This is a genomic window from Stenotrophomonas sp. GL_101 (assembly GCF_057835675.1).
Genome location: NZ_CM174432.1, coordinates 4,666,729 through 4,692,500, shown reverse-complemented (window position 1 = coordinate 4,692,500; position 25,772 = coordinate 4,666,729). Strand labels below are relative to the sequence as shown.

The 25,772-nt window shown below is 65.9% G+C and carries 16 protein-coding genes, 1 tRNA gene and 2 rRNA genes; 13 read left to right on the top strand and 6 right to left on the bottom strand.

Annotated features, from left to right (window positions below):
* Positions 1–27: 27 nt before the first annotated feature.
* The 3 genes from AC3IR9_RS20620 (at position 28) to rrf (ending at position 3,501) form a co-directional block, all read left to right on the top strand.
* Positions 28–104, top strand: a tRNA-Ile gene (locus tag AC3IR9_RS20620).
* Between the two features lie 229 nt (positions 105–333).
* Positions 334–3,214, top strand: a 23S ribosomal RNA gene (locus AC3IR9_RS20615).
* A 172-nt stretch (positions 3,215–3,386) separates the two neighbouring features.
* Positions 3,387–3,501: ribosomal RNA gene (gene rrf, locus AC3IR9_RS20610) — 5S ribosomal RNA — on the top strand.
* A gap of 764 nt (positions 3,502–4,265) precedes the next feature.
* Here the strand turns inward: rrf and AC3IR9_RS20605 are convergent.
* On the bottom strand, positions 4,266–5,819 hold the full coding sequence (locus AC3IR9_RS20605) for a methyl-accepting chemotaxis protein (protein ID WP_489293128.1): 1,554 nt from the start codon (positions 5,817–5,819) through the stop codon (positions 4,266–4,268).
* Between AC3IR9_RS20605 and AC3IR9_RS20600 the strand changes: the two genes are divergently transcribed.
* Positions 5,818–5,943: a hypothetical protein gene (locus tag AC3IR9_RS20600; RefSeq protein ID WP_489293127.1), complete on the top strand. Its 126-nt coding sequence runs from the start codon at positions 5,818–5,820 to the stop codon at positions 5,941–5,943. The genes AC3IR9_RS20605 and AC3IR9_RS20600 overlap by 2 nt on opposite strands.
* Before the next feature lie 402 nt (positions 5,944–6,345).
* On the opposite strand, the gene AC3IR9_RS20595 is transcribed toward AC3IR9_RS20600, so the two are convergent.
* Complete coding sequence (locus tag AC3IR9_RS20595; RefSeq protein ID WP_489293126.1) at positions 6,346–7,194, bottom strand: alpha/beta fold hydrolase; 849 nt, start codon at positions 7,192–7,194, stop codon at positions 6,346–6,348.
* The gene (hemH, locus tag AC3IR9_RS20590; RefSeq protein WP_489293125.1) at positions 7,191–8,153 is read right to left on the bottom strand and encodes a ferrochelatase; all 963 of its coding nucleotides are present in this window, start codon (positions 8,151–8,153) and stop codon (positions 7,191–7,193) included. The genes AC3IR9_RS20595 and hemH overlap by 4 nt, the downstream gene beginning before the upstream one ends.
* A 166-nt stretch (positions 8,154–8,319) precedes the next feature.
* Here hemH and AC3IR9_RS20585 point away from each other — a divergent pair, with 166 nt between their 5' ends.
* From AC3IR9_RS20585 to tatC, 4 genes are all read left to right on the top strand, one after another.
* Positions 8,320–9,210 carry a lipid-binding SYLF domain-containing protein gene (locus tag AC3IR9_RS20585; protein ID WP_489293124.1) on the top strand — a complete coding sequence of 297 codons (891 nt, stop codon included), beginning with the start codon at positions 8,320–8,322 and terminating at the stop codon, positions 9,208–9,210.
* Between the two features lie 75 nt (positions 9,211–9,285).
* Positions 9,286–9,513, top strand: a complete 228-nt coding sequence (tatA, locus tag AC3IR9_RS20580) for a Sec-independent protein translocase subunit TatA (protein ID WP_489293123.1) — start codon at positions 9,286–9,288, stop codon at positions 9,511–9,513.
* 15 nt (positions 9,514–9,528) lie between these two features.
* On the top strand, positions 9,529–10,092 hold the full coding sequence (gene tatB / locus AC3IR9_RS20575) for a Sec-independent protein translocase protein TatB (protein ID WP_489293122.1): 564 nt from the start codon (positions 9,529–9,531) through the stop codon (positions 10,090–10,092).
* Positions 10,089–10,835, top strand: a complete 747-nt coding sequence (gene tatC, locus AC3IR9_RS20570; RefSeq protein ID WP_489293121.1) for a twin-arginine translocase subunit TatC — start codon at positions 10,089–10,091, stop codon at positions 10,833–10,835. The genes tatB and tatC overlap by 4 nt, the downstream gene beginning before the upstream one ends.
* 50 nt (positions 10,836–10,885) lie before the next feature.
* Here the strand turns inward: tatC and AC3IR9_RS20565 are convergent, their stop codons facing one another.
* From AC3IR9_RS20565 to AC3IR9_RS20555, 3 genes are all read right to left on the bottom strand, one after another.
* Positions 10,886–11,791, bottom strand: coding sequence for a BPSS1780 family membrane protein (locus tag AC3IR9_RS20565; protein WP_489293119.1), 906 nt, complete (start codon positions 11,789–11,791; stop codon positions 10,886–10,888).
* Positions 11,792–11,920: 129 nt separating this feature from the next.
* Positions 11,921–12,640 carry a glutamine amidotransferase gene (locus AC3IR9_RS20560; protein ID WP_489293118.1) on the bottom strand — a complete coding sequence of 240 codons (720 nt, stop codon included), beginning with the start codon at positions 12,638–12,640 and terminating at the stop codon, positions 11,921–11,923.
* Positions 12,612–14,444 carry a GspE/PulE family protein gene (locus AC3IR9_RS20555; protein ID WP_489293116.1) on the bottom strand — a complete coding sequence of 611 codons (1,833 nt, stop codon included), beginning with the start codon at positions 14,442–14,444 and terminating at the stop codon, positions 12,612–12,614. Before AC3IR9_RS20555 ends, AC3IR9_RS20560 begins: the two co-directional genes overlap by 29 nt.
* Before the next feature lie 201 nt (positions 14,445–14,645).
* On the opposite strand from AC3IR9_RS20555, the gene glyQ reads away from it, so the two are divergent.
* From glyQ to AC3IR9_RS20530, 5 genes are all read left to right on the top strand, one after another.
* Positions 14,646–15,557 (top strand): glycine--tRNA ligase subunit alpha, encoded by a 912-nt coding sequence (glyQ, locus tag AC3IR9_RS20550; protein ID WP_489293115.1) that lies wholly within the window; start codon positions 14,646–14,648, stop codon positions 15,555–15,557.
* Positions 15,554–17,650 carry a glycine--tRNA ligase subunit beta gene (gene glyS, locus AC3IR9_RS20545; protein ID WP_489293113.1) on the top strand — a complete coding sequence of 699 codons (2,097 nt, stop codon included), beginning with the start codon at positions 15,554–15,556 and terminating at the stop codon, positions 17,648–17,650. Before glyQ ends, glyS begins: the two co-directional genes overlap by 4 nt.
* 219 nt (positions 17,651–17,869) lie before the next feature.
* Complete coding sequence (locus tag AC3IR9_RS20540; RefSeq protein ID WP_489293111.1) at positions 17,870–19,654, top strand: autotransporter assembly complex protein TamA; 1,785 nt, start codon at positions 17,870–17,872, stop codon at positions 19,652–19,654.
* Positions 19,651–23,496: a translocation/assembly module TamB domain-containing protein gene (locus AC3IR9_RS20535; protein WP_489293109.1), complete on the top strand. Its 3,846-nt coding sequence runs from the start codon at positions 19,651–19,653 to the stop codon at positions 23,494–23,496. Before AC3IR9_RS20540 ends, AC3IR9_RS20535 begins: the two co-directional genes overlap by 4 nt.
* 107 nt (positions 23,497–23,603) lie before the next feature.
* On the top strand, positions 23,604–25,751 hold the full coding sequence (locus tag AC3IR9_RS20530; protein ID WP_489293108.1) for a S46 family peptidase: 2,148 nt from the start codon (positions 23,604–23,606) through the stop codon (positions 25,749–25,751).
* The last annotated feature ends 21 nt before the right edge of the window (positions 25,752–25,772 follow it).

Below are 25,772 nucleotides of genomic sequence, written 5' to 3'. Positions count from 1 at the left end.
GCGTTGGCACTGAGCTGAACGGACATTGGGTCTGTAGCTCAGGTGGTTAGAGCGCACCCCTGATAAGGGTGAGGTCGGTAGTTCGAGTCTACCCAGACCCACCACTCTGAATGATTAGCGCATACAAAGAATTTATTACGCATCGGCATTGTGGCCGGTACGTGTTCTTTTAAAACTTGTGACGTAGCGAGCGTTTTGAGATTCTATCTTGACGTGTCGTGAGGCTAAGGCGGAAGACTTAAATGTCTTCTTATTAATTGAGTCGTTATATTTCGTACCTGGGCTTTGTACCCCCAGGTCATATATGTAACCCAAGGCAACTTGCGGTTATATGGTCAAGCGAATAAGCGCACACGGTGGATGCCTTGGCGGTCAGAGGCGATGAAGGACGTGGCAGCCTGCGAAAAGTATCGGGGAGCTGGCAACAAGCTTTGATCCGGTAATGTCCGAATGGGGAAACCCACCCGCTTGCGGGTATCCTGCAGTGAATACATAGCTGCTGGAAGCGAACCTGGTGAACTGAAATATCTAAGTAACCAGAGGAAAAGAAATCAACCGAGATTCCCTGAGTAGCGACGAGCGAACGGGGACTAGCCCTTAAGCTGGAATGGTTCTAGAAAAACAGCCTGGAACGGCTGGCCATAGAAGGTGATAGCCCTGTATTTAAAAGGGCCACTCCAGTGAAGACGAGTAGGGCGGGGCACGTGAAACCCTGTCTGAACATGGGGGGACCATCCTCCAAGGCTAAATACTACTGACCGACCGATAGTGAACCAGTACCGTGAGGGAAAGGCGAAAAGAACCCCGGAGAGGGGAGTGAAATAGATCCTGAAACCGTGTGCGTACAAGCAGTAGGAGCCTCGCAAGGGGTGACTGCGTACCTTTTGTATAATGGGTCAGCGACTTACTGTTCGTGGCAAGCTTAACCGTATAGGGGAGGCGAAGGGAAACCGAGTCTGATAAGGGCGCATAGTCGCGGGCAGTAGACCCGAAACCGGGTGATCTAGTCATGGCCAGGGTGAAGGTGCCGTAACAGGTACTGGAGGCCCGAACCCACGTCTGTTGCAAAAGACGGGGATGAGCTGTGATTAGGAGTGAAAAGCTAATCGAACCCGGAGATAGCTGGTTCTCCTCGAAAGCTATTTAGGTAGCGCCTCATATGTATCCTCTTGGGGGTAGAGCACTGTTATGGCTAGGGGGTCATCGCGACTTACCAAACCATTGCAAACTCCGAATACCAAGACGGACTGTATGGGAGACACACGGCGGGTGCTAACGTCCGTCGTGAAAAGGGAAACAACCCAGACCCACAGCTAAGGTCCCAAATTCACTGCTAAGTGGAAAACCATGTGGAAAGGCACAGACAGCCAGGAGGTTGGCTTAGAAGCAGCCACCCTTTAAAGAAAGCGTAATAGCTCACTGGTCGAGTCGGTCTGCGGGGAAGATTTAACGGGGCTAAGCAGTGAACCGAAGCTTGGGGTGTGCATATTTATATGTACGCGGTAGAGGAGCGTTCCGTAAGCCGTTGAAGGTGGATTGAGAAGTCTGCTGGAGGTATCGGAAGTGCGAATGCTGACATGAGTAACGATAATGCGGGTGAAAAACCCGCACGCCGAAAGCCCAAGGTTTCCTTGCGCAACGTTAATCGGCGCAGGGTGAGTCGGCCCCTAAGGCGAGGACGAAAGTCGTAGTCGATGGGAAGCAGGTTAATATTCCTGCACCTCGCGTAAGTGCGATGGAGGGACGGAGAAGGTTAGGCGTACCGGGCGTTGGTTGTCCCGGGGAAAGGCGGTAGGTTTGGATCTTTGGCAAATCCGGGATCCTTTAAGACCGAGCACCGAGACGAGCCTTTAAGGCGAAGTCGCTGATACCACGCTTCCAGGAAAAGCTCCTAAGCTTCAGCTTACGCAGACCGTACCGTAAACCGACACAGGTGGGTAGGATGAGAATTCTCAGGCGCTTGAGAGAACTCGGGTGAAGGAACTAGGCAACATGGCACCGTAACTTCGGGAGAAGGTGCGCCCTTTTTGGTGGCTCATGCGAGCTATAGCTGAAGAGGGCCGCAGAAACCAGGCCGCTGCGACTGTTTATCAAAAACACAGCACTCTGCAAACACGAAAGTGGACGTATAGGGTGTGACGCCTGCCCGGTGCTGGAAGGTTAATTGATGGGGTCAGCCGCAAGGCGAAGCTCTTGATCGAAGCCCCAGTAAACGGCGGCCGTAACTATAACGGTCCTAAGGTAGCGAAATTCCTTGTCGGGTAAGTTCCGACCTGCACGAATGGCGTAACGACAGCGGCGCTGTCTCCACCCGAGACTCAGTGAAATTGAAATCGCTGTGAAGATGCAGCGTTCCCGTGGCAAGACGGAAAGACCCCGTGAACCTTTACTATAGCTTTACACTGAACGTTGAGTTCGTCTGTGTAGGATAGGTGGGAGGCTATGAAACTGTGGCGCTAGCTGCAGTGGAGCCATCCTTGAAATACCACCCTGTCGTGCTTGACGTTCTAACCTGGGTCCATTATCTGGATCGGGGACCGTGTATGGTGGGTAGTTTGACTGGGGCGGTCTCCTCCTAAAGAGTAACGGAGGAGCTCGAAGGTACGCTCAGCGCGGTCGGACATCGCGCACTGTGTGCAAAGGCATAAGCGTGCTTGACTGCAAGATCGACGGATCAAGCAGGTAGGAAACTAGGACTTAGTGATCCGGTGGTTCTGTATGGAAGGGCCATCGCTCAACGGATAAAAGGTACTCCGGGGATAACAGGCTGATACCGCCCAAGAGTTCATATCGACGGCGGTGTTTGGCACCTCGATGTCGGCTCATCACATCCTGGGGCTGTAGTCGGTCCCAAGGGTATGGCTGTTCGCCATTTAAAGTGGTACGCGAGCTGGGTTCAGAACGTCGTGAGACAGTTCGGTCCCTATCTGCCATGGGCGTTGGAGATTTGAGAGGGGCTGCTCCTAGTACGAGAGGACCGGAGTGGACGAACCTCTGGTGTTCCGGTTGTCACGCCAGTGGCATTGCCGGGTAGCTATGTTCGGAAGCGATAACCGCTGAAAGCATCTAAGCGGGAAGCGCGCCTCAAGATGAGATCTCCCGGGGCACAAGCCCCCTGAAGGAACCATATAGACTATGTGGTTGATAGGTCAGGTGTGTAAGTACAGCAATGTATTGAGCTAACTGATACTAATGATCCGTGAGGCTTGACCATATAACCTCAAGTTGCCTTGGCCGACATGACATGTCGATAGATCCCAAGTGCACGCTACGTCACAAGACCAAACGAGAGGCAGGCGCTGTAGGCGCGTCTCTTTGTAAAGCAGGCACCAACATGCCTGCTCCCTGCAAAGACACGGCTCCCACGGCGACACTCCAAAAGCCTCCCTGGTGAAATTAGCGCTGTGGAACCACCCGATCCCATCCCGAACTCGGAAGTGAAACGCAGCTGCGCCGATGGTAGTGTGGCTCAAGCCATGCGAGAGTAGGTCATCGCCAGGGTTTATACCCCGAAAACCCCGTTGCTCACGCAACGGGGTTTTTTTGTGCGTTCGTCCAGCGGCATGATTTCGCCCAGGATCACGATGGCGCCCGGCCGTTGGTCGCGCAGCGACGCATGGCAACGGGTTTCCCCGCACCCGGATGGGGCCGTGCCGACCAACGGTCGGCACCTACCGGGGTCCGTCGGGTCCACACCCGGTGGCGCCCGACCGTTGGTCGGGCGACGGCGCATCGCGCCGGGTATTCCCGCACACGGATGTGGCCGTGCCGACCAACGGTCGGCACCTACCGGGGTCCGTCGGGTCCACACCTGGTAGCGTCCGACCGCTGGTCGGGCGACGGCGCATGGCACCGGGTTTCCCCGCACACGGATGGAGCTGTGCCGACCAACGGTCGGCACCTACCAGGGTCCGTCGGGCCCACACCCGGGTGCGCCCGGCCGTTGGTCGCGCAGCGACGCATGGCAACGGGTTTCCCCGCACCCGGATGGGGCCGTGCCGACCAACGGTCGGCACCTACCGGGGTCCGTCGGGTCCACACCCGGTGGCGCCCGACCGTTGGTCGGGCGACGGCGCATCGCGCCGGGTATTCCCGCACACGGATGTGGCAGTGCCGACCAACGGTCGGCACCTACCGGGGTCCGTCGGGTCCACACCCGGTAGCGCCCAACCGTTGGTCGGGCGACGGCGCATCGCGCCGGGTATTTCCGTACACGGATGTGGCCGTGCCGACCAACGGTCGGCACCTGCCGGCGACAGGCTGGCTCAGGCCGCTGCGATGGCGGCGCGTCGAGCCGGGGTGGCCACCGCTACCGCTTGCCCATGCCGGAATACCGCGACCGCTTCGCTCAGCTCGGCTGCCTGCTCCTCCAGCATGCTGGCGGCAGCACTGGCTTCTTCCACCAAGGCCGCATTCTGCTGGGTAGCCTCGTCCATCTGTGCAACGGTCTGGTTGACCTGGTCGATGCCGGCCGCCTGCTCCTGCGAGGCGGAGGAGATCTCCGCCATGATCGCGTTGACGCCGGCGACGCTGCTGACCACGTCGCTCATGGTCCTGCCCGCGTCCTGGACCCGATGCATGCCCTCGGCAACCTGCTGCACCGAGTCTTCGATCAGCCCCTTGATTTCCTTGGCGGCGTCGGCCGAGCGCTGCGCAAGCGTGCGTACCTCGCTGGCCACCACCGCAAAGCCACGGCCCTGCTCGCCGGCGCGGGCTGCCTCGACCGCAGCGTTCAGGGCCAGGATGTTGGTCTGGAAGGCGATGCCGTCGATGACCCGGGTAATGTCGCCGATCCGGGTGGATGCCTGCTGGATGGAGGTCATGGTCTCCACTACGCGACCGACCACGTCGCTGCCGCGGCTGGCCATGCCGTGCGCACCCTGGGCCAGCGCACTGGCCTGGCGCGCATGTCCGGCGTTCTGTCGCACGGTGGAGGTCAGTTCCTCCAGGGTGGCGGCGGTTTCCTCCAGGTGGGCGGCCTGGCGTTCGGTGCGCCCGGAAAGATCGCTGTTGCCGCTGGCGATTTCCCCGGCTGCCTGCGAGATCGATGCACTGCACTGCTTGATGCGCCCGGCCATCGCGGTGAGCTGTTCGGCGGTGGCGTTGGCGTCGCGCTGCATGGCGGCGAATGAGCCGTCGAACGCCCCCTGCATACGCTGATCCAGGTCGCCCTCGGCCAACGCGGACAACACGCGGCGCACTTCGCCGACGGTGCCGCCGACGCTGTCCAGCAACTGGTTGATGCCGCCGGTGAGTCCGTCCATGAAGCTCGCGCCGGCAGTGCCGGTGGGCAATCGATGATCGAGGTCGCCCCGGGTGGCCGCCGCCACGATCCCGGCGACGGCCGTTTCGAGCTGCAGCTCCTCGGTGCGGTCATGCCATTCGACCGCGAAGCCAAGGCGTTGGCCCTCCTCATCGAACACCGGGGTCACCACCTGGGCGAAGTGCACCGGGCCGATCCGCACGCGGCCGTGATGGACCTGCTGCAGGGTGTTGAGGATGGCGCGGATGCGGTCCGGGGCGACATGGAAGCGGTGGATGCTGCTGCCGACCAGCTGCCCGGCATCGAAATCCGGAAATGCGTCGCGCAGGCTGGCCTGCTGGTTGCGCAGCAGCGACACCACCGCGTGGTTGACGTAGCGGATCACGTGGTCGTTGTCGGCGATCATCATGGCCGTCCGCGATACATCCAGCGCCCGGCGGATCTGTGCGTTCTCGCGATGGCCGGCCGCGTCGTGCGCATGCTGCCGGGCGAGGTCGGCGGCGACGGTGGCGGCGCGTGCGCACTGCTGGCGCGAGGCGAGTCCAGCACGGTGCATGCGTACGCCCAGGACGGCCAGCAGCGTCGAGGCCAGCGCCATCGGCAGCAGCGTCCACCACAACGACCACGGCGACCGCCAGCAGAAGCAGGGCCGACAGCAGGCCGATGCGATGGGCGGTTGACGCTGAAAGAAACGCGCTGGATGCGGCGTCAGGCGGACGCGACGGAATGAGGGGAAGGGCAGACATGGAAACTCCAGGGTCAAGGACAGGCAAAGGGGCGCCAGTCACCGTCAATGCGGTGGGCGCTGCGTGGTAGGCAAGTAGGACGGACGAAGGGGAGAGCGGCGCGCGCCGGCCGCGATGGCCGGGTGGCGCACCGCCGGCATGGCCCGATCCGGTGGGCGATGGCACGGCCAAAGCGGCATTGCGACGACGTTCCCTCGAGGCCTCGGGTGATGCGCGGCTTCGCAACGGCGGAGCAAGCGACGACATGGGCCGGACAGTTCGGCCTGCCCTATCGGTATCGGTCAGCGGCTGCAGAAATTGAGTGCGTCCGGATGTCGCAGGACGCGGGGAAACGCGCTATCGGGCGAAGAAATTCCCGATCACCTCACCCACCACCTGCGGATGCTCCATATGCAGGTGGTGCGTCCCCGGGAACACCGCCAGACGACCATCGCGCAGCAGGCCGATGCGCTGGCTGCGCAGGGGCTCGGGATAGTAGGACTGCGCGGGCGTGGCATAGATGACCTGGGTAGGGCATTCGATGGCGGCCAGCAGGTCGTCGATCTGTGCTTCGCTCAGGCGCATCGCGGTGGGCAGCATCAGGCGCGGGTCGCTGCACCAGCTGTAGCCGCCCTCCACCGGCTTGACGCCGCGTTCGACCAGCAGCCGCGCGCAGGGTTCGCTGAGCTGGTTGGCCATCATCCGCGCGCGGATCGGCGCGGACAGGTCGGCGAACACGCGCAGGTTGCGGCCCGGCAGTGCACGCGCGGCGCGGACGTGTTCGCGCAGTCGCTGGGCGGTTTCAGTTTCGGGGCCACGCAGGCCGCCAAGCGCTTCGATCGCGACCAGACGTTCAATGCGTTCCGGTGCGGCCGCGGCGGTCAGGCTGGCGATGCCCGCGCCCATCGAGTGGCCGAGCAGGCTGAAGCGATCCCAGCCCAACGCATCGGCAACATCGAGCACGTGGCAGATCGCGCCGGGGGTGTTGTACTGGGTGCCGGGCGGCAGATGGGCGCTGTGGCCATGGCCGGGCAGGTCGATGGCGACCAGGTCCAGTGCGGGCAGCTGCGTGGCCAGCGGCAGGAAGCTGGCCGCGTTGTCGAGCCAGCCATGCAGTGCCAGAACCCGCCTGCCGGCATGCGGTGCAGAACGCAGGCCGGCCACGTGGCTGCCGGCCACCGTCAGCGAGAACGGCTGCAGGCTCATGCCAGTGCGGCGATGCTCAACCGCGACAATGCCAGCGCATGGTCGGGAGCATCGTTGAGGCAGGGGATGTAGCGCATCGTCGCGCCGCGCGCGGCGACGGTTTCGGTGAAGCCGATGGCTACTTCCTCCAGCGTTTCCAGGCAGTCGGTGGCAAAGCCCGGGCAGATCACGTCGATCGTGCGGACGCCGGCCTCGGCCATCGCCCACAGGGTCGGCTCGGCATAAGGCTGCAGCCACTTCTCGCGGCCGAAGCGCGACTGGTAGGTCAGCTGCCAGGCGTCGTCGGCCAGGCCCAGTGCCTCGGCGATCGCGCGGGCACTGGCGTGGCAGCGCTGCGGATACGGATCGCCGGCATCGGCCAGCCGCTGCGGAATGCCGTGGAAGGAAAACACCAGTTTCTCGCCGCGCCCGTGGGCCTTCCACCACTGGCGGACCGAGCCGGCCACCGCCGATACCCAGTCCGGGTCGACCGCGTAGTCGCGCACCAGGGTGACGGTGACGGTGGGATGGCGGGGTTGCCAGTGGCGCACCTGGTCTTCGATCGAGGCGGTGGTGGTGGTCGAGTACTGCGGATACAGCGGCAGCACCACGATCCGGCGCAGGCCTTCAGCGGCCAGCCGGTCCAGCTCGGCGGTCAGCGCCGGGGCCCCGTAACGCATTGCATGGCGGACCCGCAGGTTGGGCATCAGGGCCTGCATGGCCTCGGCAAGGCGGCGGGTATGCACCATCAACGGCGAGCCCTCCGGCAGCCACACCTGGGCGTACTTGGCGGCCGAGCGGCCACTGCGCAATGGCAGGATCAGCCCGTACAGCAAGGGCTTCCACAGCACGGCCGGGATCGCGACCACGCGCGGATCGGTGAGGAATTCAGCCAAATAGCGACGCACCGCCGGGGCGGTTGGCGTCTCGGGCGTGCCTAGATTGACCGCCAGCACGGCGGTGTCGGGTGCGTCGAGCATGGGAGCCATTCTCGCAGGTCTGCGCGATTGGCGGGATGGAATCAGCTGATAAGCGGCATATGCTGGGTATATCGATAGAGGGCTTCACTCATTGCGGATTCATCGCAAGCCCACTAATTTCAACAAGTTGCTTTATCTTCGTCTGAATCGACTTCTGGAGCCCGCCATGCGCCGCCTGAGCCTTGTACTGCTGATCTCCGCCAGCCTGTTGCTGTCCACCCAGGCGGTGGCCGGGCCACAGGAAGACCAGCGCGCCCGCAACGCGGTGCGCGTGCTGAATGAAATCCAGCAGATGCCCGAGCAGGGCATTCCCGATAAATTGCTGGATGAAGGCCGCGCGATCGTGGTCATTCCCGACACGATCAAGGCCGGACTGGTGATTGGTGGGCGTCGGGGCCATGGCCTGATGTCGGTGAAGAATGCCGACGGCAGCTGGTCCAACCCGGTGTTCGTCAAGCTCACCGGCGGCAGCATCGGCTTCCAGGCCGGTGTGCAGTCCTCCGACGTGGTGCTGGTGTTCCGCAATGACCGCAGCCTGGACAATCTGGTCAATGGCAAATTCACCCTGGGCGCTGATGCCGGTGTGGCGGCCGGCCCGGTGGGTCGCAATGCGGCGGCGGCCACCGATGGCCAGCTGAAGGCCGAGATCTGGTCGTGGTCGCGCGCGCGCGGCCTGTTTGCCGGTGTCGCACTGGACGGTGCGATTTTGCAGATCGACGATGCCGCCAACCTGGATGCCTACGGCAGCAACACGACCCCGCGCATGGTGTTCGAGGGGCGCGTGGGTGAACCGCCGTCGATCGACGTGGTGGCCTTCCGCGATCGCCTGGAAGAAGCCACCTATAGCGCCCGCGAAAAGCGCGGCACCGCCGGCAGCGCCCCGGCCCCGGCAGCCCGCCAGGCCGCGCCGGCCGTTGCCCCGGTGACTGAACAGGCACCGGCCGCAGGCGCGACCACCGCGCCGCTGCAGGCCGTACCGGCCCAGCCGGCGCCGCAGCAGGGCTTCCAGCCGGTGGGCGAAGGTGAAGTGCGAACTGAATCGCTGGACGGCAACTGACTTTCGACACGCGCGCCGGCTTACAGCCGGTGCGCTATGCTCAACCGTCTGATCACTACGTAACGCGAGCAGCTCATGGGCAGTTTCAGCATCTGGCATTGGTTGGTCGTGCTGGTCATCGTTCTGCTGGTGTTCGGCACCAAGAAGTTGACCAGCGGCGCCAAGGACCTTGGCAGCGCCGTCAAGGAATTCAAGAAGGGCATGCACGACGAGGACAAGCCGAACGCACAGCTCGGCGACGGTTCGCGTCCGCAGGACTCGACGACAGCGTCGAAGACCGAGCACGACCGCGATCCGCGTTGATCGGGAACGCACGGCGTGTTCGATATCGGTTTCAGTGAGCTGCTGCTGATCGCAGTAGTGGCCCTGGTGGTTCTTGGCCCCGAGCGCCTGCCCAAGGCGGCGCGCTTCGCCGGTCTGTGGGTGCGCCGCGCGCGCAACCAGTGGGATTCGGTGAAGCAGGAGCTCGAGCGCGAGCTGCACGCCGACGAGATCAAGCGCCAGTTCCGCGATGTGCAGGCATCGGTGCAGGACACCGAAGCGCAGCTGCGCGCCAGTGGCGAAGCCGTACGTCGCGAGGCAGAGCAGATGCGCCAGGACGTGGCACGGCAGGGCGATGAGGTGGCCGCCGGCGCCAGCGAAGCACCGTTGATGACCGGCCCCGTGCCCGGTTCGCCGGCCAGCGTGGCCCAGCATGTGGTGGCCGCTGATACCGAGGAGGCGGCCAGCGCCGCGCCGCGCGATGCGATGGCACCGCCGGGCATCGATGGCAGCGCGCCGCGTACGGCGCAGGCGGATGTGACACCGGCCGATGCGCGGTTGCCGGTGAACGACCGCGTGGACGATGCGCCCGTTCCGCCACACGGGGAGGAGGCGCGATGAGCGAGAAGGACTATCCCGAAAGCTCCCTGGTGGAACACCTGATCGAACTGCGCGCCCGCCTGGTGCGCGCCATCATCGGCCTGCTGGCGGTGCTGCTGCTGTTGCTGCCGTTCTCGCGCACGATCTATACCTGGCTGGCCGAGCCACTGATCTCGCAGCTGCCCAACGGGCAGACCATGATTGCGACCAATCCGGCAGGCGCCTTTTTCGCGCCGTTGAAGCTCACGTTCTTCGTGGCGCTGTTCGTGGCGGTGCCGTGGTTGCTGTACCAGTTGTGGGCATTCGTGGCACCGGGCCTGTACGCGCGCGAAAAGCGCCTGGCGGTGCCGCTGCTGGCGTCTTCGGTGCTGCTGTTCTACCTGGGCTGCGCGTTCGCCTACTTCCTGGTGTTGCCGGCGGTGTTCCACTTCCTGACCACGTTCCGGCCGGAGGTGATTGCGATCACTCCGGATGCGAATGCCTACCTGGACTTCGTGCTGGCGATCTTCTTCGCGTTCGGCACCAGTTTCGAGTTGCCGGTGGCGATGGTGATCCTGGTGCTGATGGGCTGGGTGACGCCGCAGCAGTTCAAGGAAAGCCGGGGTTATGCGGTGGTCGGCATCTTCATCGTGGCCGCGGTGTTGACCCCGCCGGACGTGGTCTCGCAGCTGCTGCTGGCCATTCCGATGTGCCTGCTCTACGAGCTGGGGATACACGCGGCGCGATGGCTGGTGCCATCGTCGGTGGTGAAGTCCACCGGTTGATCGGTGCCGGTGAAGGCAGCCGACCAACGGTCGGCTTTACGCGGATGTAGTCAGGCGACGAACACGTTGTCCGGCTGGGGCACCACCGGCGGCCCGCCCTTGCGGGTGCGGTGCGCGAACATCTGCTTCCACGCGGCATACACCGCGCCGACGTACAGCGGCATGATCACCGTGGTCATGGTCAGCTGCATGACGAATGCCGCCGCGCCCATGCCGCCGAGCAGCATGGCGACCTGCATCAGGATCAGCATCAGGATGTACAGGCACACCGCGGCAATCAGGCCCAGCACCATGAACACCGCCATCGCGCTGAAGTTCTCGATGCAGCCCTGCAGGCTCATGCGCAGCGCATGCATGCCGCTCTGGCGATCGAACATCACCAGCGCCGGCTGGGCGAACATGGCCATGCTCAACGCGACGAACGTGGCGAAGGCGATCAGGACCCACAGCATGATCCGCTTGACCGGCACATCGGCCATCAGCGCCAGCGCTTCGTCATTGCCAAGCTGACGGCCGGACTGCTGCAGCTCCTGCGCCTTGTGCAGCAATCCGCTGAAGGAGCTGAAGCCCTCACTGCCGATCAGCGCAAACAGCAGCGTACCCAGCGCGATGACCGCAATCAGCTGGATCGCCAGCGGCACCAGCAGGTGGCTCACGCGGTGGTCGCGGATGGGTTGCAGCAGGTGGGTCGGCAAGCCGCGCCGCCCCTGGTCGATCTCGCTGACCGCCCACAGCATGCCGCCGAAGATCAACGGGCCCACCGCCAGCGACAGCAGCTGCACCAGCAGCCCCAACCAACCCGGCAGCATCTGCGCCAGCACCAGGATCAGCGAGCTGACCAGCATGCCGACCACGCCCAGCACGGCCAACTGCATCGGCGCGCGGGCGTACAGGGAAAACGCATCCAGCAACCATTGGGCGCCAGCCGAGGCGGGCAGCTTGCGAATATCGCTCATACCATTCCGGAACAGGGGGAAGGGGCATGCTTGCCCCGAATCGGATCGATTATCCCTGTTTTCCGCGCCCGTCACCTGAAGGCCGCAACGCAGGGGCGGGACGCTCCGTCGCAGCGGCGGGCCGCTGGCTCAGGCGTTGCGCGCCTGGCGTACGAAACGGCGCAGCAGCTGGCGCGCCAGCGGCGCGGCGCTGACCCCGCGGGCGACGCTGCGCGCGCAGCCGCCATGGCTGCGGATGCACTCGGCGCGGGCGCGCACGTAGCCGCGCATGTGGTGGGTGGCGAACTCGGGATGGAACTGCACGCCCCACGCCTGCCGGCCCCAGCGGAAGGCATGGCAGTTGTCCTGGGCCGACCGCGCCAGGATGGCCGCACCCTCGGGCGCGCGCAGCACCGTCTGCAGGTGGGTGGCATGGGCCGGGAAGCGCTCGGGCAGGCCAGCAAACAGCGGATCGCTGCTGGCCGACGGATCCAGCGACAACTCGATGGTGCCCGACTCGCGGCCGGCCGGGTTGTAGGCCACTTCGCCGCCCAGCGCATGCGCGAGCAGCTGGTGGCCGTAGCAGATGCCGAACACCGGGCGACCGTCGTGGGCGGCCTCGCGCAGCCAGCGCGCGCTGCGCTCGCTCCAGTCGGCGTGGTCGGTGACGTAGGCCGCCGAGCCGGTGACGATCACCCCGGCGAAGTTGCGTGGGTCGGGCAGGTGGCCGCCGTGTTCGACATCGACCACCACCGTTTCGTCGGCATCCAGCCCGGCGGCCACCCGGATCCAGTGCGGGAAGCGCCCGTAGCGTCGCAGCGAGGCGACGGGTTGGCCGGTTTCAAGAATCAGGAACGGGGTGGAATTCATCCGGGGGCGGCAGCACTGACAGAACTTCCTCGATTGTAGTCAGCCCTGCGGCTACCTTTTCAAGTCCCGCGCGCCGCAGGGTACGCAGTCCTTCAGCACGCGCGGCACGGCTGAAACCGGCCAGATCCATGTCCGCGCGGATCAGGCTGCGCAGCCGCGAGCCCAATGGCAGCAACTCATACAGGCCTACCCGGCCCCTGTAACCGGTGCGCCGGCAATCCAGGCAACCGGCCGGTGCATATGGCGTGGGCGACTCAGGTAATGCTTCATCGGCATCAGCCAGCACCGCCCATTGGGCCGCGCTGAGCGGTCGCGGCACCTTGCACAGCGGGCACAGGGTGCGCACCAGGCGCTGGGCCAGGATGCCATTGAGGGTGGAGGCGAGCAGGTAGTGCGGCACGCCGAGGTCGAGCAGGCGGGTGATCGCCGAGGGCGCGTCGTTGGTGTGCAGGGTGGACAGCACCAGGTGCCCGGTGAGCGAGGCCTGGACCGCCATCTGCGCGGTTTCCAGGTCGCGGATTTCGCCGATCATGATGATGTCCGGGTCCTGCCGCAGCAGGGTGCGCACGCCGCTGGCGAAATCCAGGTCGATGTTGGTCTGCACCTGCATCTGGTTGAATTCCGGCGCGATCATTTCGATCGGGTCTTCCACCGTGCACACGTTCACCTCCGGCGTGGCCAGGCGTTTGAGCGTGGAATACAGCGTGGTGGTCTTGCCCGAGCCGGTGGGCCCGGTGACCAGCACGATGCCGTGCGGGCGCTCGACCAGAGCGGTCCAGCCGGCTGCTTCCTGGGGACTGAAACCGAGCTGGTCGATGCTCTTGAAGGCCGCATCCGGGTCGAAGATGCGCATCACGCACTTCTCGCCGAACGCGGTGGGCATGGTCGACAGGCGCATTTCCACTTCACGCCCGCCCGGCGAGCGGGTCTTGATGCGGCCGTCCTGCGGCCGTCGGCGCTCGGCCAGGTCCATGCGCCCGAGCACCTTGATGCGGCTGACCACGGCGGTCATCACCGCCGGCGGCACCTCGAACACCTTGTGCAGCACGCCGTCGATGCGGAAGCGCATGCGGCCCATGTCGCGGCGCGGTTCCAGGTGGATGTCCGACGCACGCTGTTCATAGGCGTACTGCAGCAGCCAATCGACGATGTGCACGATGTGCTGGTCATCGGCGTTGACGTCACCGGCGCGGCCCAGCTCGACCAGTTGTTCAAAGCTGGGCAGGGTGCTGTTGGTCTCGCCGCGCACGTCGCCGCGCGCGCCGCGCACCGAACGGGTCACCCCGAAGAACTCCATCGTGTAGCGGTGCAGGTCCAGCGGATTGACCACGGCCAGCTCGATCCGGCGCCGGGTCAGGTGCTGCAGGTCGCGCAGCCATTCCTGGGCCAGTGGCTCGCTGGTGGCCACCAGCAGCCGCTCGCTGTCCACTGCCAGCGGCAGGAAGCGGTGGCGGCGTGCATAGGCATGGGAAACCAGGGCCGTCACCGAGGCCACATCGACCCGGGTGGGGTCGATCCGCAGGTAGCGGGTGCCGGTGCGCGTGGCCAGCCATTCGGTCAACCGCTCCAGGCCCAGCTCGCCGCCTCCGCTGGCGGCCAGCTTGAGATTGGCCAGCAGCACCAGCGGGTGCACTTCGCTGGCGTTGCGCGCGCCCTGGGCAGAGAAGCGGATGCGCTCCAGGTCCGACTCGGCCACCAGGCCGTCGGCGACCAGGGCCGCCACCACCTGCTCGAAGCCGAGCCGGCCCGCGGGCAATGCGGCCACGGCCTGGGAGGGGAGGGGTGCCACGGGGCGCTGATCCATCCGCGAAGATCCTCAGGGCGTGCCGGGCACGCAGAAATGGAAGGGGTGGCCGGATTCCCCCCGGACCGGTCGCTGGACATCTCAACGGCGTGCGCGGCGGTGGCCGGACGCATGCGGGGAGGTTCATCACCGCAGCGCACTCAGGCCGCGGGGGCGCCTCGCTATACTAGCGCACCCCTCCTGCAGGCAAGAATCCGCCGCATGTCCGTCACCAAGAGCGTTCCGATCACTTTCCAGGGCCTGATCCAGACCCTCAACCAGTATTGGGCGCAGCAGGGCTGCGTGCTGATCCAGCCGTTGGACCTGGAGGTGGGCGCCGGCACTTTCCACCCGGCCACGTTCCTGCGTTCGATCGGACCGGAAAGCTGGAATGCCGCGTATGTGCAACCGTCGCGCCGTCCCACCGATGGCCGCTACGGCGAGAACCCCAACCGCCTGCAGCGCTATTACCAGTACCAGGTGGCGATGAAGCCGAGCCCGGACAACATCCAGCAGCTGTACCTGGATTCGCTCAAGGCGCTGGGCATCGACCCGCTGGTGCATGACCTGCGCTTCGTCGAGGACAACTGGGAGTCGCCGACGCTGGGCGCCTGGGGCCTGGGCTGGGAAGTGTGGCTCAACGGCATGGAAGTGACCCAGTTCACCTACTTCCAGCAGGCCGGTGGCCTGGAGTGCAGGCCGGTGCTGGGCGAGATCACCTATGGTCTCGAGCGCCTGTGCATGTACCTGCAGAACTGCGACAACGTCTACGACCTGGTCTGGACCTACGGGCCGGACGGCACGCCGGTGACCTACGGCGATGTGTACCTGCAGAACGAGATCGAGCAGAGCACCTACAACTTTGAATACGCCGACGTGGACGAAATGTTCCATCGCTTCGATGCGTGCGAAAAGGAAGCGCAGAAGCTGGTCGATGTCGGCCTGCCGCTGCCGGCCTACGAGCAGGTATGCAAGGCCAGCCATGCCTTCAACCTGCTCGATGCGCGCCGCGCGATCAGCGTGACCGAGCGCCAGCGCTACATCCTGCGCGTGCGCGCGCTGGCCCAGGCGGTGGCGAAGCTTTACCAGGCCAAGCGCATCGAAGCGATTGCCGCCAAGGAGGTGCAGGCATGAGCACGATGCTGCCGCTGTTGATTGAACTGGGGACCGAAGAACTGCCGGTCAAGGCGCTGCCGGGCCTGGCCCAGGCGTTCTTCGATGGCGTGGTCGACGGGCTGGCCAAGCGTGGCGTGACCGTCGAGCTGGGCGATGCCAAGCCGCTGTCGACCCCGCGCCGGCTGGCGGTGCTGCTGCCCGGCGTGGCGGTGGAACAGCCCGAGCAGCATTCCGAAGTGCTGGGCCCGTACCTGAACATCGCGCTGGATGCCGACGGCCAGCCGACCAAGGCGCTGCAGGGCTTCGCGGCCAAGGCCGGGCTCGACTGGAGCGCACTGGAGCGCACCACCGATGCCAAGGGCGAGCGCTTCGTGCACCGCGCCACTACTCCGGGCGCGCGTACCGCCACGTTGCTGCCGGAGATCCTGCGCGAGGCGATCGCGGCGATGCCGATCCCCAAGCCGATGCGCTGGGGCAGCCACGCCTATGGGTTCGCCCGGCCGGTGCATTGGCTGGTGCTGCTGCACGGCGGCGACATCGTCGAGGCCGAACTGCTGGGCCTGACCGCCGACCGCATGAGCCGCGGCCATCGCTTCATGCACGACAAGACGGTGTGGCTGACCACCCCGGATGACTACATCGCGTCGCTGCAGGCCGCCTATGTGCTGGTGGATGCCGACGTGCGCCGGGCGCGCATCGTCGAGGCGGTCACTGCCGCGGCCACCCAGGCCGGTGGCCAGGCACGGATCACTCCCGACAACCTGGAGCAGGTGGTCAACCTGGTCGAATGGCCGGCCGCGGTGCTGTGCAGTTTCGAGCGTGAGTTCCTGGCGGTACCGCAGGAAGCGCTGATCGAGACGATGGAGATCAACCAGAAGTTCTTCCCGGTGCTGGATGCTGGCGGCAAGCTGACCGAGAAGTTCATCGGTATCGCCAACATCGAGTCCAGGGATGTGGCCGAAGTGGCCAAGGGCTACGAGCGGGTGATCCGCCCGCGCTTCTCCGATGCCAAGTTCTTCTTCGACGAAGACCTCAAGCAGGGCCTGGAATCGATGGGAGACGGTCTCAGGACCGTCACCTACCAGGCCAAGCTGGGCAGCGTGGCCGACAAGGTGCAGCGCGTGGTCGCACTCGCCGAGGCGATCGCGCCGCAGGTGGGCGCCGACCCGGTGCTGGCCAGGCGCGCCGCGCTGCTGGCCAAGAACGACCTGCAGTCGCGCATGGTCAACGAATTCCCGGAACTGCAGGGCATCGCCGGCCGCCACTACGCGCTGACCGGTGGCGAATCGCCCGAGGTGGCGCTGGCCATCGACGAGGCCTACCAGCCGCGCTTCGGTGGCGATGACATCGCGCTGTCGGCATTGGGCAAGGTGCTGGCCATCGCCGAGCGGCTGGACACCCTGGCAGGCGGGTTTGCCGCAGGGTTGAAGCCGACCGGCAACAAGGACCCGTTCGCGCTGCGCCGCAATGCGCTGGGGCTGGCGCGGACGATCATCGAATCGGGTATCGACATCGACCTGCGCGCGCTGATCGCCACGGCGATTGCCGCACTGCCGGCGGGCGTGCAGCCCAGCGTGGAGCGCAAGACCGAGGCGCTGCCGCAGGATCTTTACGACTTCATCCTCGATCGCCTGCGCGGTTACTACGCCGACAAGGGCGTGCCGGCCACGCATTTCAATGCGGTAGCCGAGTTGAAGCCGGCCTCGCTGTACGACCTTGACCGCCGCATCGATGCGATCGGCACCTTCGCCGCGCTGCCCGAAGCGGAGGCGCTGGCCGCGGCCAACAAGCGCATCCGTAACATCCTGCGCAAGGCCGAGGGCGAGATCCCGGGCATGGTCGACCCGGCGCTGCTGGCCGAGCCGGCCGAAAGCGAGCTGGCCGAAGCGGTGGAAGCGGCCATCAACGACAGCAACGCCAGCCTGCACCACAAGGACTACATCAGCGTGCTCAACCGCCTGGCGCGGCTGCGTCCGCAGGTGGATGCGTTCTTCGATGCGGTGATGGTCAATGCCGAAGACCCGGCCTTGCGGGCCAACCGCCTGGCCCTGCTCAAGCGCCTGGGCGATCGCCTGGGCAGCGTGGCGGCGATCGAGCACCTGTCCAGCTGATGGGGGGCACCCCGCCGTAGAGCCGACCGTTGGTCGGCTGCCGTTGTCGTCCGATGTCGACCGGGGTGACGCAGCCGACCAACGGTCGGCTCTACGGCGGGGCGTGTCGTGTACGCGGATAGATGGACGAAGGTGGCTGAATTTAACAGCGTCTTCACCTCATTCATGAAACGCCCCCGCCGATTTCGCATGGTCACGATGGCCCGTTATGCTGTGCCCATGCAGCCAAAGAATTACGCCCTTCCACTGATGTTCCTGTCGCTGGCCACCGTCTCGGTGGCACACGCCCGCGGCACCATCGAGAAAGTGGACATCAACGGACTGGACAAGGGCGACGACGCCGAGATGATCGAGAACATCGAGGTCTCGCTGTCGCTTTACGACACCATCGGCAAACCGCAGGGCGAGTCGCGGCTGGAGTACCTGCTGTCCCAGGCCGAACGCCAGACCCGTGGCGCACTGGAGCCATTTGGCTACTACAACCCGGTGATCACGGTCGAAAGCCCCCGCGAAGGCGAGAACCTGCGCGTGGTGATCCATGTCGACAAAGGCGTGCCGACCCTGGTCCGGCGCGAGCACATCGACATTACCGGCCCGGCGCAGAACGACCAGTACCTGCAGGACGACCTGGAAAAGTTCAAGCCGCGCAAAGGCCAGCGCTTCGAGCACACCCAGTACGAAGCCAGCAAGATCACCGTCACCCGGCGCCTGGCCGAACGCGGTTACTTCGATGCCGATTACACCCAGCGCCAGGTGCAGATTACCCGCGCGGAGAACGCCGCGGACATCGACCTGACCTGGGACAGCGGCCGCCGCTACAACATAGGTGACATCCGCTTCCACCAGGATTACTTCGTCGACAGGCTGTTCGATCCGCTGGTTTACTGGGACAAGGGCAGCTATTTCCACGAAGGCAAGCTGGACCGGTTGCGGGAGTCGCTGACCAAGCTGGACTACTTCAGCGTGATCGACATCCAGCCGCGCCCGGACCAGGCCGATGAACATGGCGATGTGCCGGTGGACGTCAACCTGACCCGGGCCAAGCGCACCATCTACACCGCCGGCCTGAGCTACGGCAGCGAGAGTGGGGCCGGTGTGCGCGGTGGCCTGGAGCGGCGGTTCCTGAACAACCGCGGCCACAAGATGAACACCCAGCTGGACTATGCGCAGAAGCGCAAGAGCCTGGTCACCAGCTACCGCATTCCGGCGTTCAAGTGGCTGGATGGCTGGTATGCGTTCACCGCCAGCGCCTACGACGAGCAGACCGACTACATCGACCTGCGCAACTTCAAGCTGAGCGCCAGCCGCAGCGGTGAGATCAACGAGAACTGGACCGCGATCGCCTCGGTCAACGCGCTGCGCGAGCGCTGGCGCTATGCCTCGGGCACCGAATTCACCAATGCGGTCTACAACACCTCCACGCTGGTCTACCCGCAGCTGGTGGCCGATTACGTCAACGTCGACGACCGGCTGTTCCCGCGCAAGGGCATCAGCGGCAGCGCGACCCTGCGCACCGGCGTGGAAGGGGTCGGTTCGGACACCAGCTTCGTGCAGGCCAACATGGTGCTGCGCTGGTACGTGCCGATCGGCGACACCGACCGCCTGATCCTGCGCGGCGAAGGCGGTACCACCTGGACCAGCGACCTGGTGGCGATGCCGCCCAGCCTGCGCTTCTTCGCCGGTGGCGACCGCAGCATCCGCGGCTACGCGTACCGCGAAGTCGGCCCGCGCACCCCCGAGCCGGATAAATTCGCGCTGGGCGCCAAGAACCTGGTGGTCGGGTCGGCCGAGTACGAGCACTACTTCAAGGGCGGTCCGTGGGGCGCGGCGGTGTTCGTCGATACCGGCAGCGCGTTCGACAACACCATCGACCTGCATACCGGTGTGGGCTTCGGCGTGCGCTGGAAATCGCCGGTGGGCCCGGTGCGCGTGGATATCGCGCACGGCCTGAACGACCCCGACTCGCAGTTCCAGCTGTACCTGAACATCGGAGCGGACCTGTGAGCACGCCGACGCCTTCCGCTTCTGCCGCACCGCCGCCGCCGCGCCGCCGCTTCTATCGCAGGCGCCGCTTCTGGGCATGGTCCGGCCTGACCGTGCTGGGCCTGGTGCTGCTGGCCCTGCTGCTGGTGTACTGGCTGCTGCAGACCGTGGCCGGCCGCGACGTGCTGCTGGCCCAGGTGGTGGCGCGGTTGCCGGTGGGCGCCAGCCTGACCTGGAGCAAGGTCGATGGCCCGGTCGCCGGCCCGCTGGTGCTGCACGACCTGGATTTCCGTTACGACGATATCCACTTCACCGCCGAGCGCGCCTACCTGGATCCGGACATCCGCCCGCTGCTGGGCCGCAAGCTGCGGCTCGATGCGCTGCAGCTGAAGAACGCCACGCTCAACCTGGCCAAGAGCGAGGAACCGTTCGAGCTGCCGTCGTGGCCCGATTCGCTGCCGCAGATCGAGATGCCGCTGGCGATCCAGGCCGACACCATCATCATCGATGGGTTCCGTATCACCCAGGCGCAGCAGCCGCTGATCGACATCGCCAAGCTGCGCGGCGGGGTGGAAATCGCCAATGGCGAATTCCGCGCCACCCAGCTCAAGATCGACAGCGACATGGGCGACTTCCGCGTGGACGGACGCTACCTGCCGCGCAGCAATTACGACACCGACATCACCCTCGGCGCACTGCTGCCGGCCCCGCGCGGGCGTACCCCGGCGCGGCTGGGCCTGGTCGCACGTGGCGACCTGGGGCATATGGAAGTGGCGGTGGCCGGTAACGCGCCAGCGCCGCTGCAGGCCAGCCTGGTGTTCGATGGCCGCACCGATCCGGTGTGGAAGGCCAGCGCACGCAGCAAGCAACTGGACCTGGCGCTGCTGGTGCCCGGGATGGATGCCGGCGCGAGCACCCCGATGGCACTGGATTTCCAGGCCGATGGCAAAGGAGGCCAGGCCAACCTGCAGGGCCGCTTCAAACAGGGCGACATCGCGGTGGAACTGGCCCCGTCCAAGATTGGCCTGGCCGACCAGGTGCTGACTGTGGCGCCGTTGCAGGTCAAGGCCTTCGGCGGCCAGGCGCGGTTGCAGGGCAAGGCCGATTTCACCGACAAGGAAAACGCCAGCCTGCGCTTCTCCATCGTCGCCAACGACCTGACCTTCGTGCCCGCCGCCGACACCACCACCCCGGGTGCGGCCGCGCCGGTGCCGGTGACGCTGAAGGAAGCGCGCCTGGGCCTGGCCGGTACGTTGAAAGCATGGGCGGCCGTGGGCAAGGCCTCGGTGGAACGCGAAAAGCAGGTCGCCGACCTGCAGTTCGACGTACGTGGCAACGATCAGAACGCACAGATCAAGCAGCTGCAGGCCAGTACGCCGGGCGGCTCGCTGGATGTCACCGGGCAGGTGGCGTGGGCACCGCAGCTGGACTGGGACGTTGCCGCCAAGCTGGCCGGTTTCGATCCGGGTTACTTCGCCCCGGGTTGGGACGGCAAGCTGTCCGGCGCGTTGGCTTCCAAGGGGCGGCAGTTGCCGCCGCCGGCCGGCAGCCCGGTTGGTACCGCCGGGTCCTATGAAGCCACCGTCGACGTGCCGGGCATCAAGGGCACGCTGCGCAAGCGCGCGCTGGATGCGCAGGGCAAGTTCGCCCTGCGTGGCGAGCAGGGCGAGGGCAACCTGACGTTGGCGCTGGGCAACAGCCGCCTGAGCGCCAAGGGCTCGGTCGGCGACCGGCTCGACATCGACGCGCAGCTGGAGCCGGTGCAGCTGGACGACCTGCTGCCTGGCAGCACCGGCAGCCTGCGCGGCCATGTGCAGGTGAAGGGGCCGCGTGCGGCGCCGGACATCACCGCCGACCTGGTCGGCAGCGGCCTGCGCTGGGAGGACTGGAGCGCCGAGGCGATCAGCATCAAGGGCCGCCTGCCATGGCAGGGCGACACCGGCACGCTGGCCGTGCAGGGCAGCAAGGTGCAGGTCGGCATGCTGTTGGATACGCTCAACGTGGATGCCCGCGGCAGCGTCTCCAACCTGCGCCTGGAGGCACAGACCAAAAACGAACTCGGCGCGATCGCACTGCAGGGGGCCGTACGCCAGCAGGGCCAGGCGTGGCGCGGCGACCTCGGCGCGCTGCGCATCGCACCGGTCAAGGGCGATGCGTGGAGCCTGCGGGCGCCGGCCACCTTCAGCGTACAGGGCAGCAATTTCACCCTCAGCGATACCTGCCTGGGGGCGGCCACCGGTGGCGCGCTGTGCGCCAGCGCCAACTGGCCGCGCGAAGGCCTGCTGGTGCGCGGCGATGCCTTGCCGCTGTCGCTGGTGCAGCCGTGGCTGCCGCCGCAATCGGGGCGGCGCATGTACCTGCGCGGTGAGCTGACCCTGGACGGGCGTATCCGCCCACGTGGCAACACCTTCGAGGGCACGGTCAAGATCGCATCGCCCGAAGGCGGCATCCGCCTAGGCGACAACGCCCGTGGCGAACTGGTGCGCTACGACCAGTTCTCGGCCACGCTGGACATGACCCCGGCGCAGATCAACGCCAAGCTCGGCGTCGGTTTCAAGGGCGACGGCTTCGTCGATGCCAAGGTGCAGACCGGTTGGGATGCCAATGCGCCGCTCAACGGCGAGCTGTACATGAACATCGCGCGGCTGTACTGGCTGGAGTTGTTCTCGCCGGACATCGTGCGTCCCACCGGTCTGATCGAAGGCCACGTCAGCTTGCGCGGCACCCGCGGCACGCCGACGCTGGGCGGCGAAGCAACGCTGAGCAAGTTCAATGGCGAGTTCCCGGCGCTGGGCCTGACCTTCGCTGAAGGCAAAGGCAGCTTCATCGCGCAGCCGGACGGCTCGGCCAAGATCAGCGCGCAGGCCAACTCCGGCAAGGGCACGCTGTACGTGGATGGCGGGCTGTCGTGGTTCGGCGATGCGCAACCGTTGCAACTGCACATCCATGGCGAGAACGTGCTGCTGGCCAACACCAGCGAACTGCGCGTGGTTGCCAATCCCAACCTGGAGTTCACCCTGGCCGGTACCGCGATGCAACTGCGCGGCACCGTGCACGTGCCCGAGGCCGACCTGGACCTGGAACGCCTGGACCGGGGCACATCGGTGTCCGAGGACGTGGTGGTGCTGGATCCGGTCGATCCGGAGGCAACGCCGACCTCGCCGCTGGACATGGACCTGACCGTGAGCCTCGGCGACAAGGTCAAGATGAGCGGATTCGGTCTGAAGGGTGCGCTGGGCGGCAAGATGCAGGTGTGGTCGCGACCGGGCCGCGAAATGACCGCCAACGGCGGGCTGGAAGTGAGCGGGCGTTACAAGGCGTATGGCCAGGACCTGACCATCACCCGCGGCAACCTCAGCTGGAACTACAACGCGGTGGCCGACCCGCGCATCAACATCCGCGCCGAGCGCCGGATCGGCGATGTCACCGCCGGGATCGATGTCACCGGGCGCGCGCAGTCACCACGCGTGGATGTGTGGTCGGACCCGGCGATGTCGCAGTCCGAAGCACTGGCCTACCTGGTGCTGGGCCGCAGCCTGACCGGTGCCAGCAGCGACCAGGCCCAGCAGGTCAACGCGGCCTCGGCGGCGATCTCGGCCGGCAGCGGCCTGCTCGCCTCGCAGCTGGGGGCCAAGCTCGGCCTGGACGATGCCGGGGTGAGCCAGTCGCGCGCGCTGGGCGGGTCGGTGATCGGCGTGGGCAAGTACATCTCGCCCAAGCTGTATGTGGGGTATGGCGTATCGCTGGTGGGCAGCGGCTCGGTGCTGACGTTGAAGTACCTGCTGCGCCGTGGGTTTGACCTGGAAGTAGAGTCGAGCACGGTGGAAAACCGCGGTTCGTTGAACTGGCGAAGAGAAAAGTAGATCACGACCGTTGGTCGTGATGCTGCTGGCTACCCAACCATCGGCCGTTGCCCCTGCGGGGCGCAGCGGCTATGGTCCCGGGCTGTTCTGACGTACCGGAAGTGCCCATGTCGCCACGCAAACCTCTCGCCACCGCCCTGGCCCTCGGCCTGACCCTTGCCGCCGGCGCCCACGCCGATGAAGGCATGTGGATGCCGACCCAGCTGCCGGCGCTGGCCAAGTCGCTGAAAGCGGCAGGCTTCAAGGGTGACCCGGCCGACCTGGCCAACGTCACCGCGCCCCCGTTGAGTGCCGTCGTACGTGCCGGCGGTGGCACCGGTTCGTTCGTGTCCGCCGATGGCCTGCTGCTCACCAACCACCACGTGGCGATGGGCGTGATCCAGTACAACAGCTCGCCCGAGCACAACCTGATCGACGATGGCTTCATCGCCCAGGGCCGCGGCGACGAGCGCGCGGCCAACCCGGATTTCCGCGTGCTGGTCACCACCGGTTTCGACAAGGTCACCGACGAGGTGCTGCGCGATGCGCGCGGCCAGACCGGCCGGGCCTACTTCGATGCGGTGGACCGCGCCAGCAAGCAGCTGGTGGCCGACTGCGAAAAAGAAGGCAACGTGCGCTGCAGCGTGGCCGACATGTACTACGGCACCGATTTCTACCGCATCCGCCAGCTCGAACTGAGCGATGTGCGGCTGGTATACGCGCCGCCGCGCGCGATCGGCAACTACGGCGATGAGATCGACAACTTCATGTGGCCGCGCCACACCGGCGATTTCACCTTGCTGCGTGCCTACGTGGGCAAGGACGGCAAGCCGGCCCCGTACAGCGTGGACAACGTGCCCTACCAGCCGCCGGCGCACCTGAAGATGGCCATCGATGGCCCCAAAACCGGCGACTACGCGATGCTGGCCGGCTACCCGGGCATCACCTACCGCCACCGCACCGCGGCCGAGTTCGCCGGCCAGGTCGATGCGGTGCTGCCGCGCCGGGTGGCGGTGTTCCAGCAGATGATCGACACCATCGAGGCGGCCACCGCCAAGGATGCGCAGGCGCGTACCCGCTACGCCTCGCAGCTGCAGTCGCTGAAGAACAACCGCAAGCGTGCCGCTGGCGAGCTGGAAGGCCTGCTGCGCAGCGATGCCAAGACCCAGCGCGCCAGCGACGAAGGCGCGATGCTGAAGGCTACCGACGCCCAATTCCAGGGCGACATCCAGGCGCTGCTGGGCTCGCTGTCGCAGGGCGCGTCGGTGGGTGAACGCGACCTGCTGCTGGACCTGCTGTCGGCGCAGAGCCAGCTGCTGCGTTCGGCGCTGACCCTGGAACGCCTGCGCATTGAATCGGCCAAGCCCGATGCCGAGCGCGAAAGCGGCTACCAGCAGCGCGACCTGGCGCTGATCGAAGGCACCTTGAAGCAGGTGCAGCGTCGCTATTCGCCCGAGGTGGAAAAGGCGCTGCTGACCACGCTGCTGACCCGCTACCAGCAGCTGCCCGAGGCACAACGCGTGCCCGAGTTCGACGCGGCCTTCGGGCGCACCCCGGCAGCGCTGGCCAAGGCGCTGGACGGGCTGTACGCCAGCACCACGCTGGGCGATGAAGCGCAGCGCCTGTCACGCTTCGCCGCCGCCCGCGACGGCAAGCCGCTGGCGCGTGACCCGCTGATCGACCTGGCTGGCCCGCTGGTGGCCGCGCAGCTGCGCCTGGACGACCAGAGCAAGGCGCGCGCGGGCGAGCAGCTGCGCCTGCGCCCGGCCTACATGCGGGCACTGTTTGCATGGCGGGCCAAACAGGGCCGCGCGGTGTATCCCGATGCCAACCGCACCCTGCGCATCAGCTACGGCAAGGTGGAGGCGCTGTCGCCGCGCGATGCGGTGCATGTCGATCCGGTGACTACCGTGGCCGGGATCGTCGAAAAGAATACCAACGCCTATCCGTTCGACGCGCCCAAGCCGCTGCTGGCGGCGATCGCCAAGGGCGATTTCGGTTCCACCGCCGACCCGGTGCTGAAGATCCAGACGGTCAACTTCCTGACCAACCTGGACACCACCGGCGGCAACTCCGGCTCACCGGTGCTCAATGCCAAGGGCGAGCTGATCGGGCTGAACTTCGACAGCAACTGGGAGTCGGTGAGTGCCAGCTGGTGGTTCGACCCGCGCTACAAGCGCGCCGTGCACGTGGACATGCGCTACCTGCGCTGGCTGCTGGCCAAGGTCTACCCGGCGCCGGCGCTGCTGAAGGAAATGGGCGTCCCGGCCGAATGATCCGCTGCGGTCACGACCAAC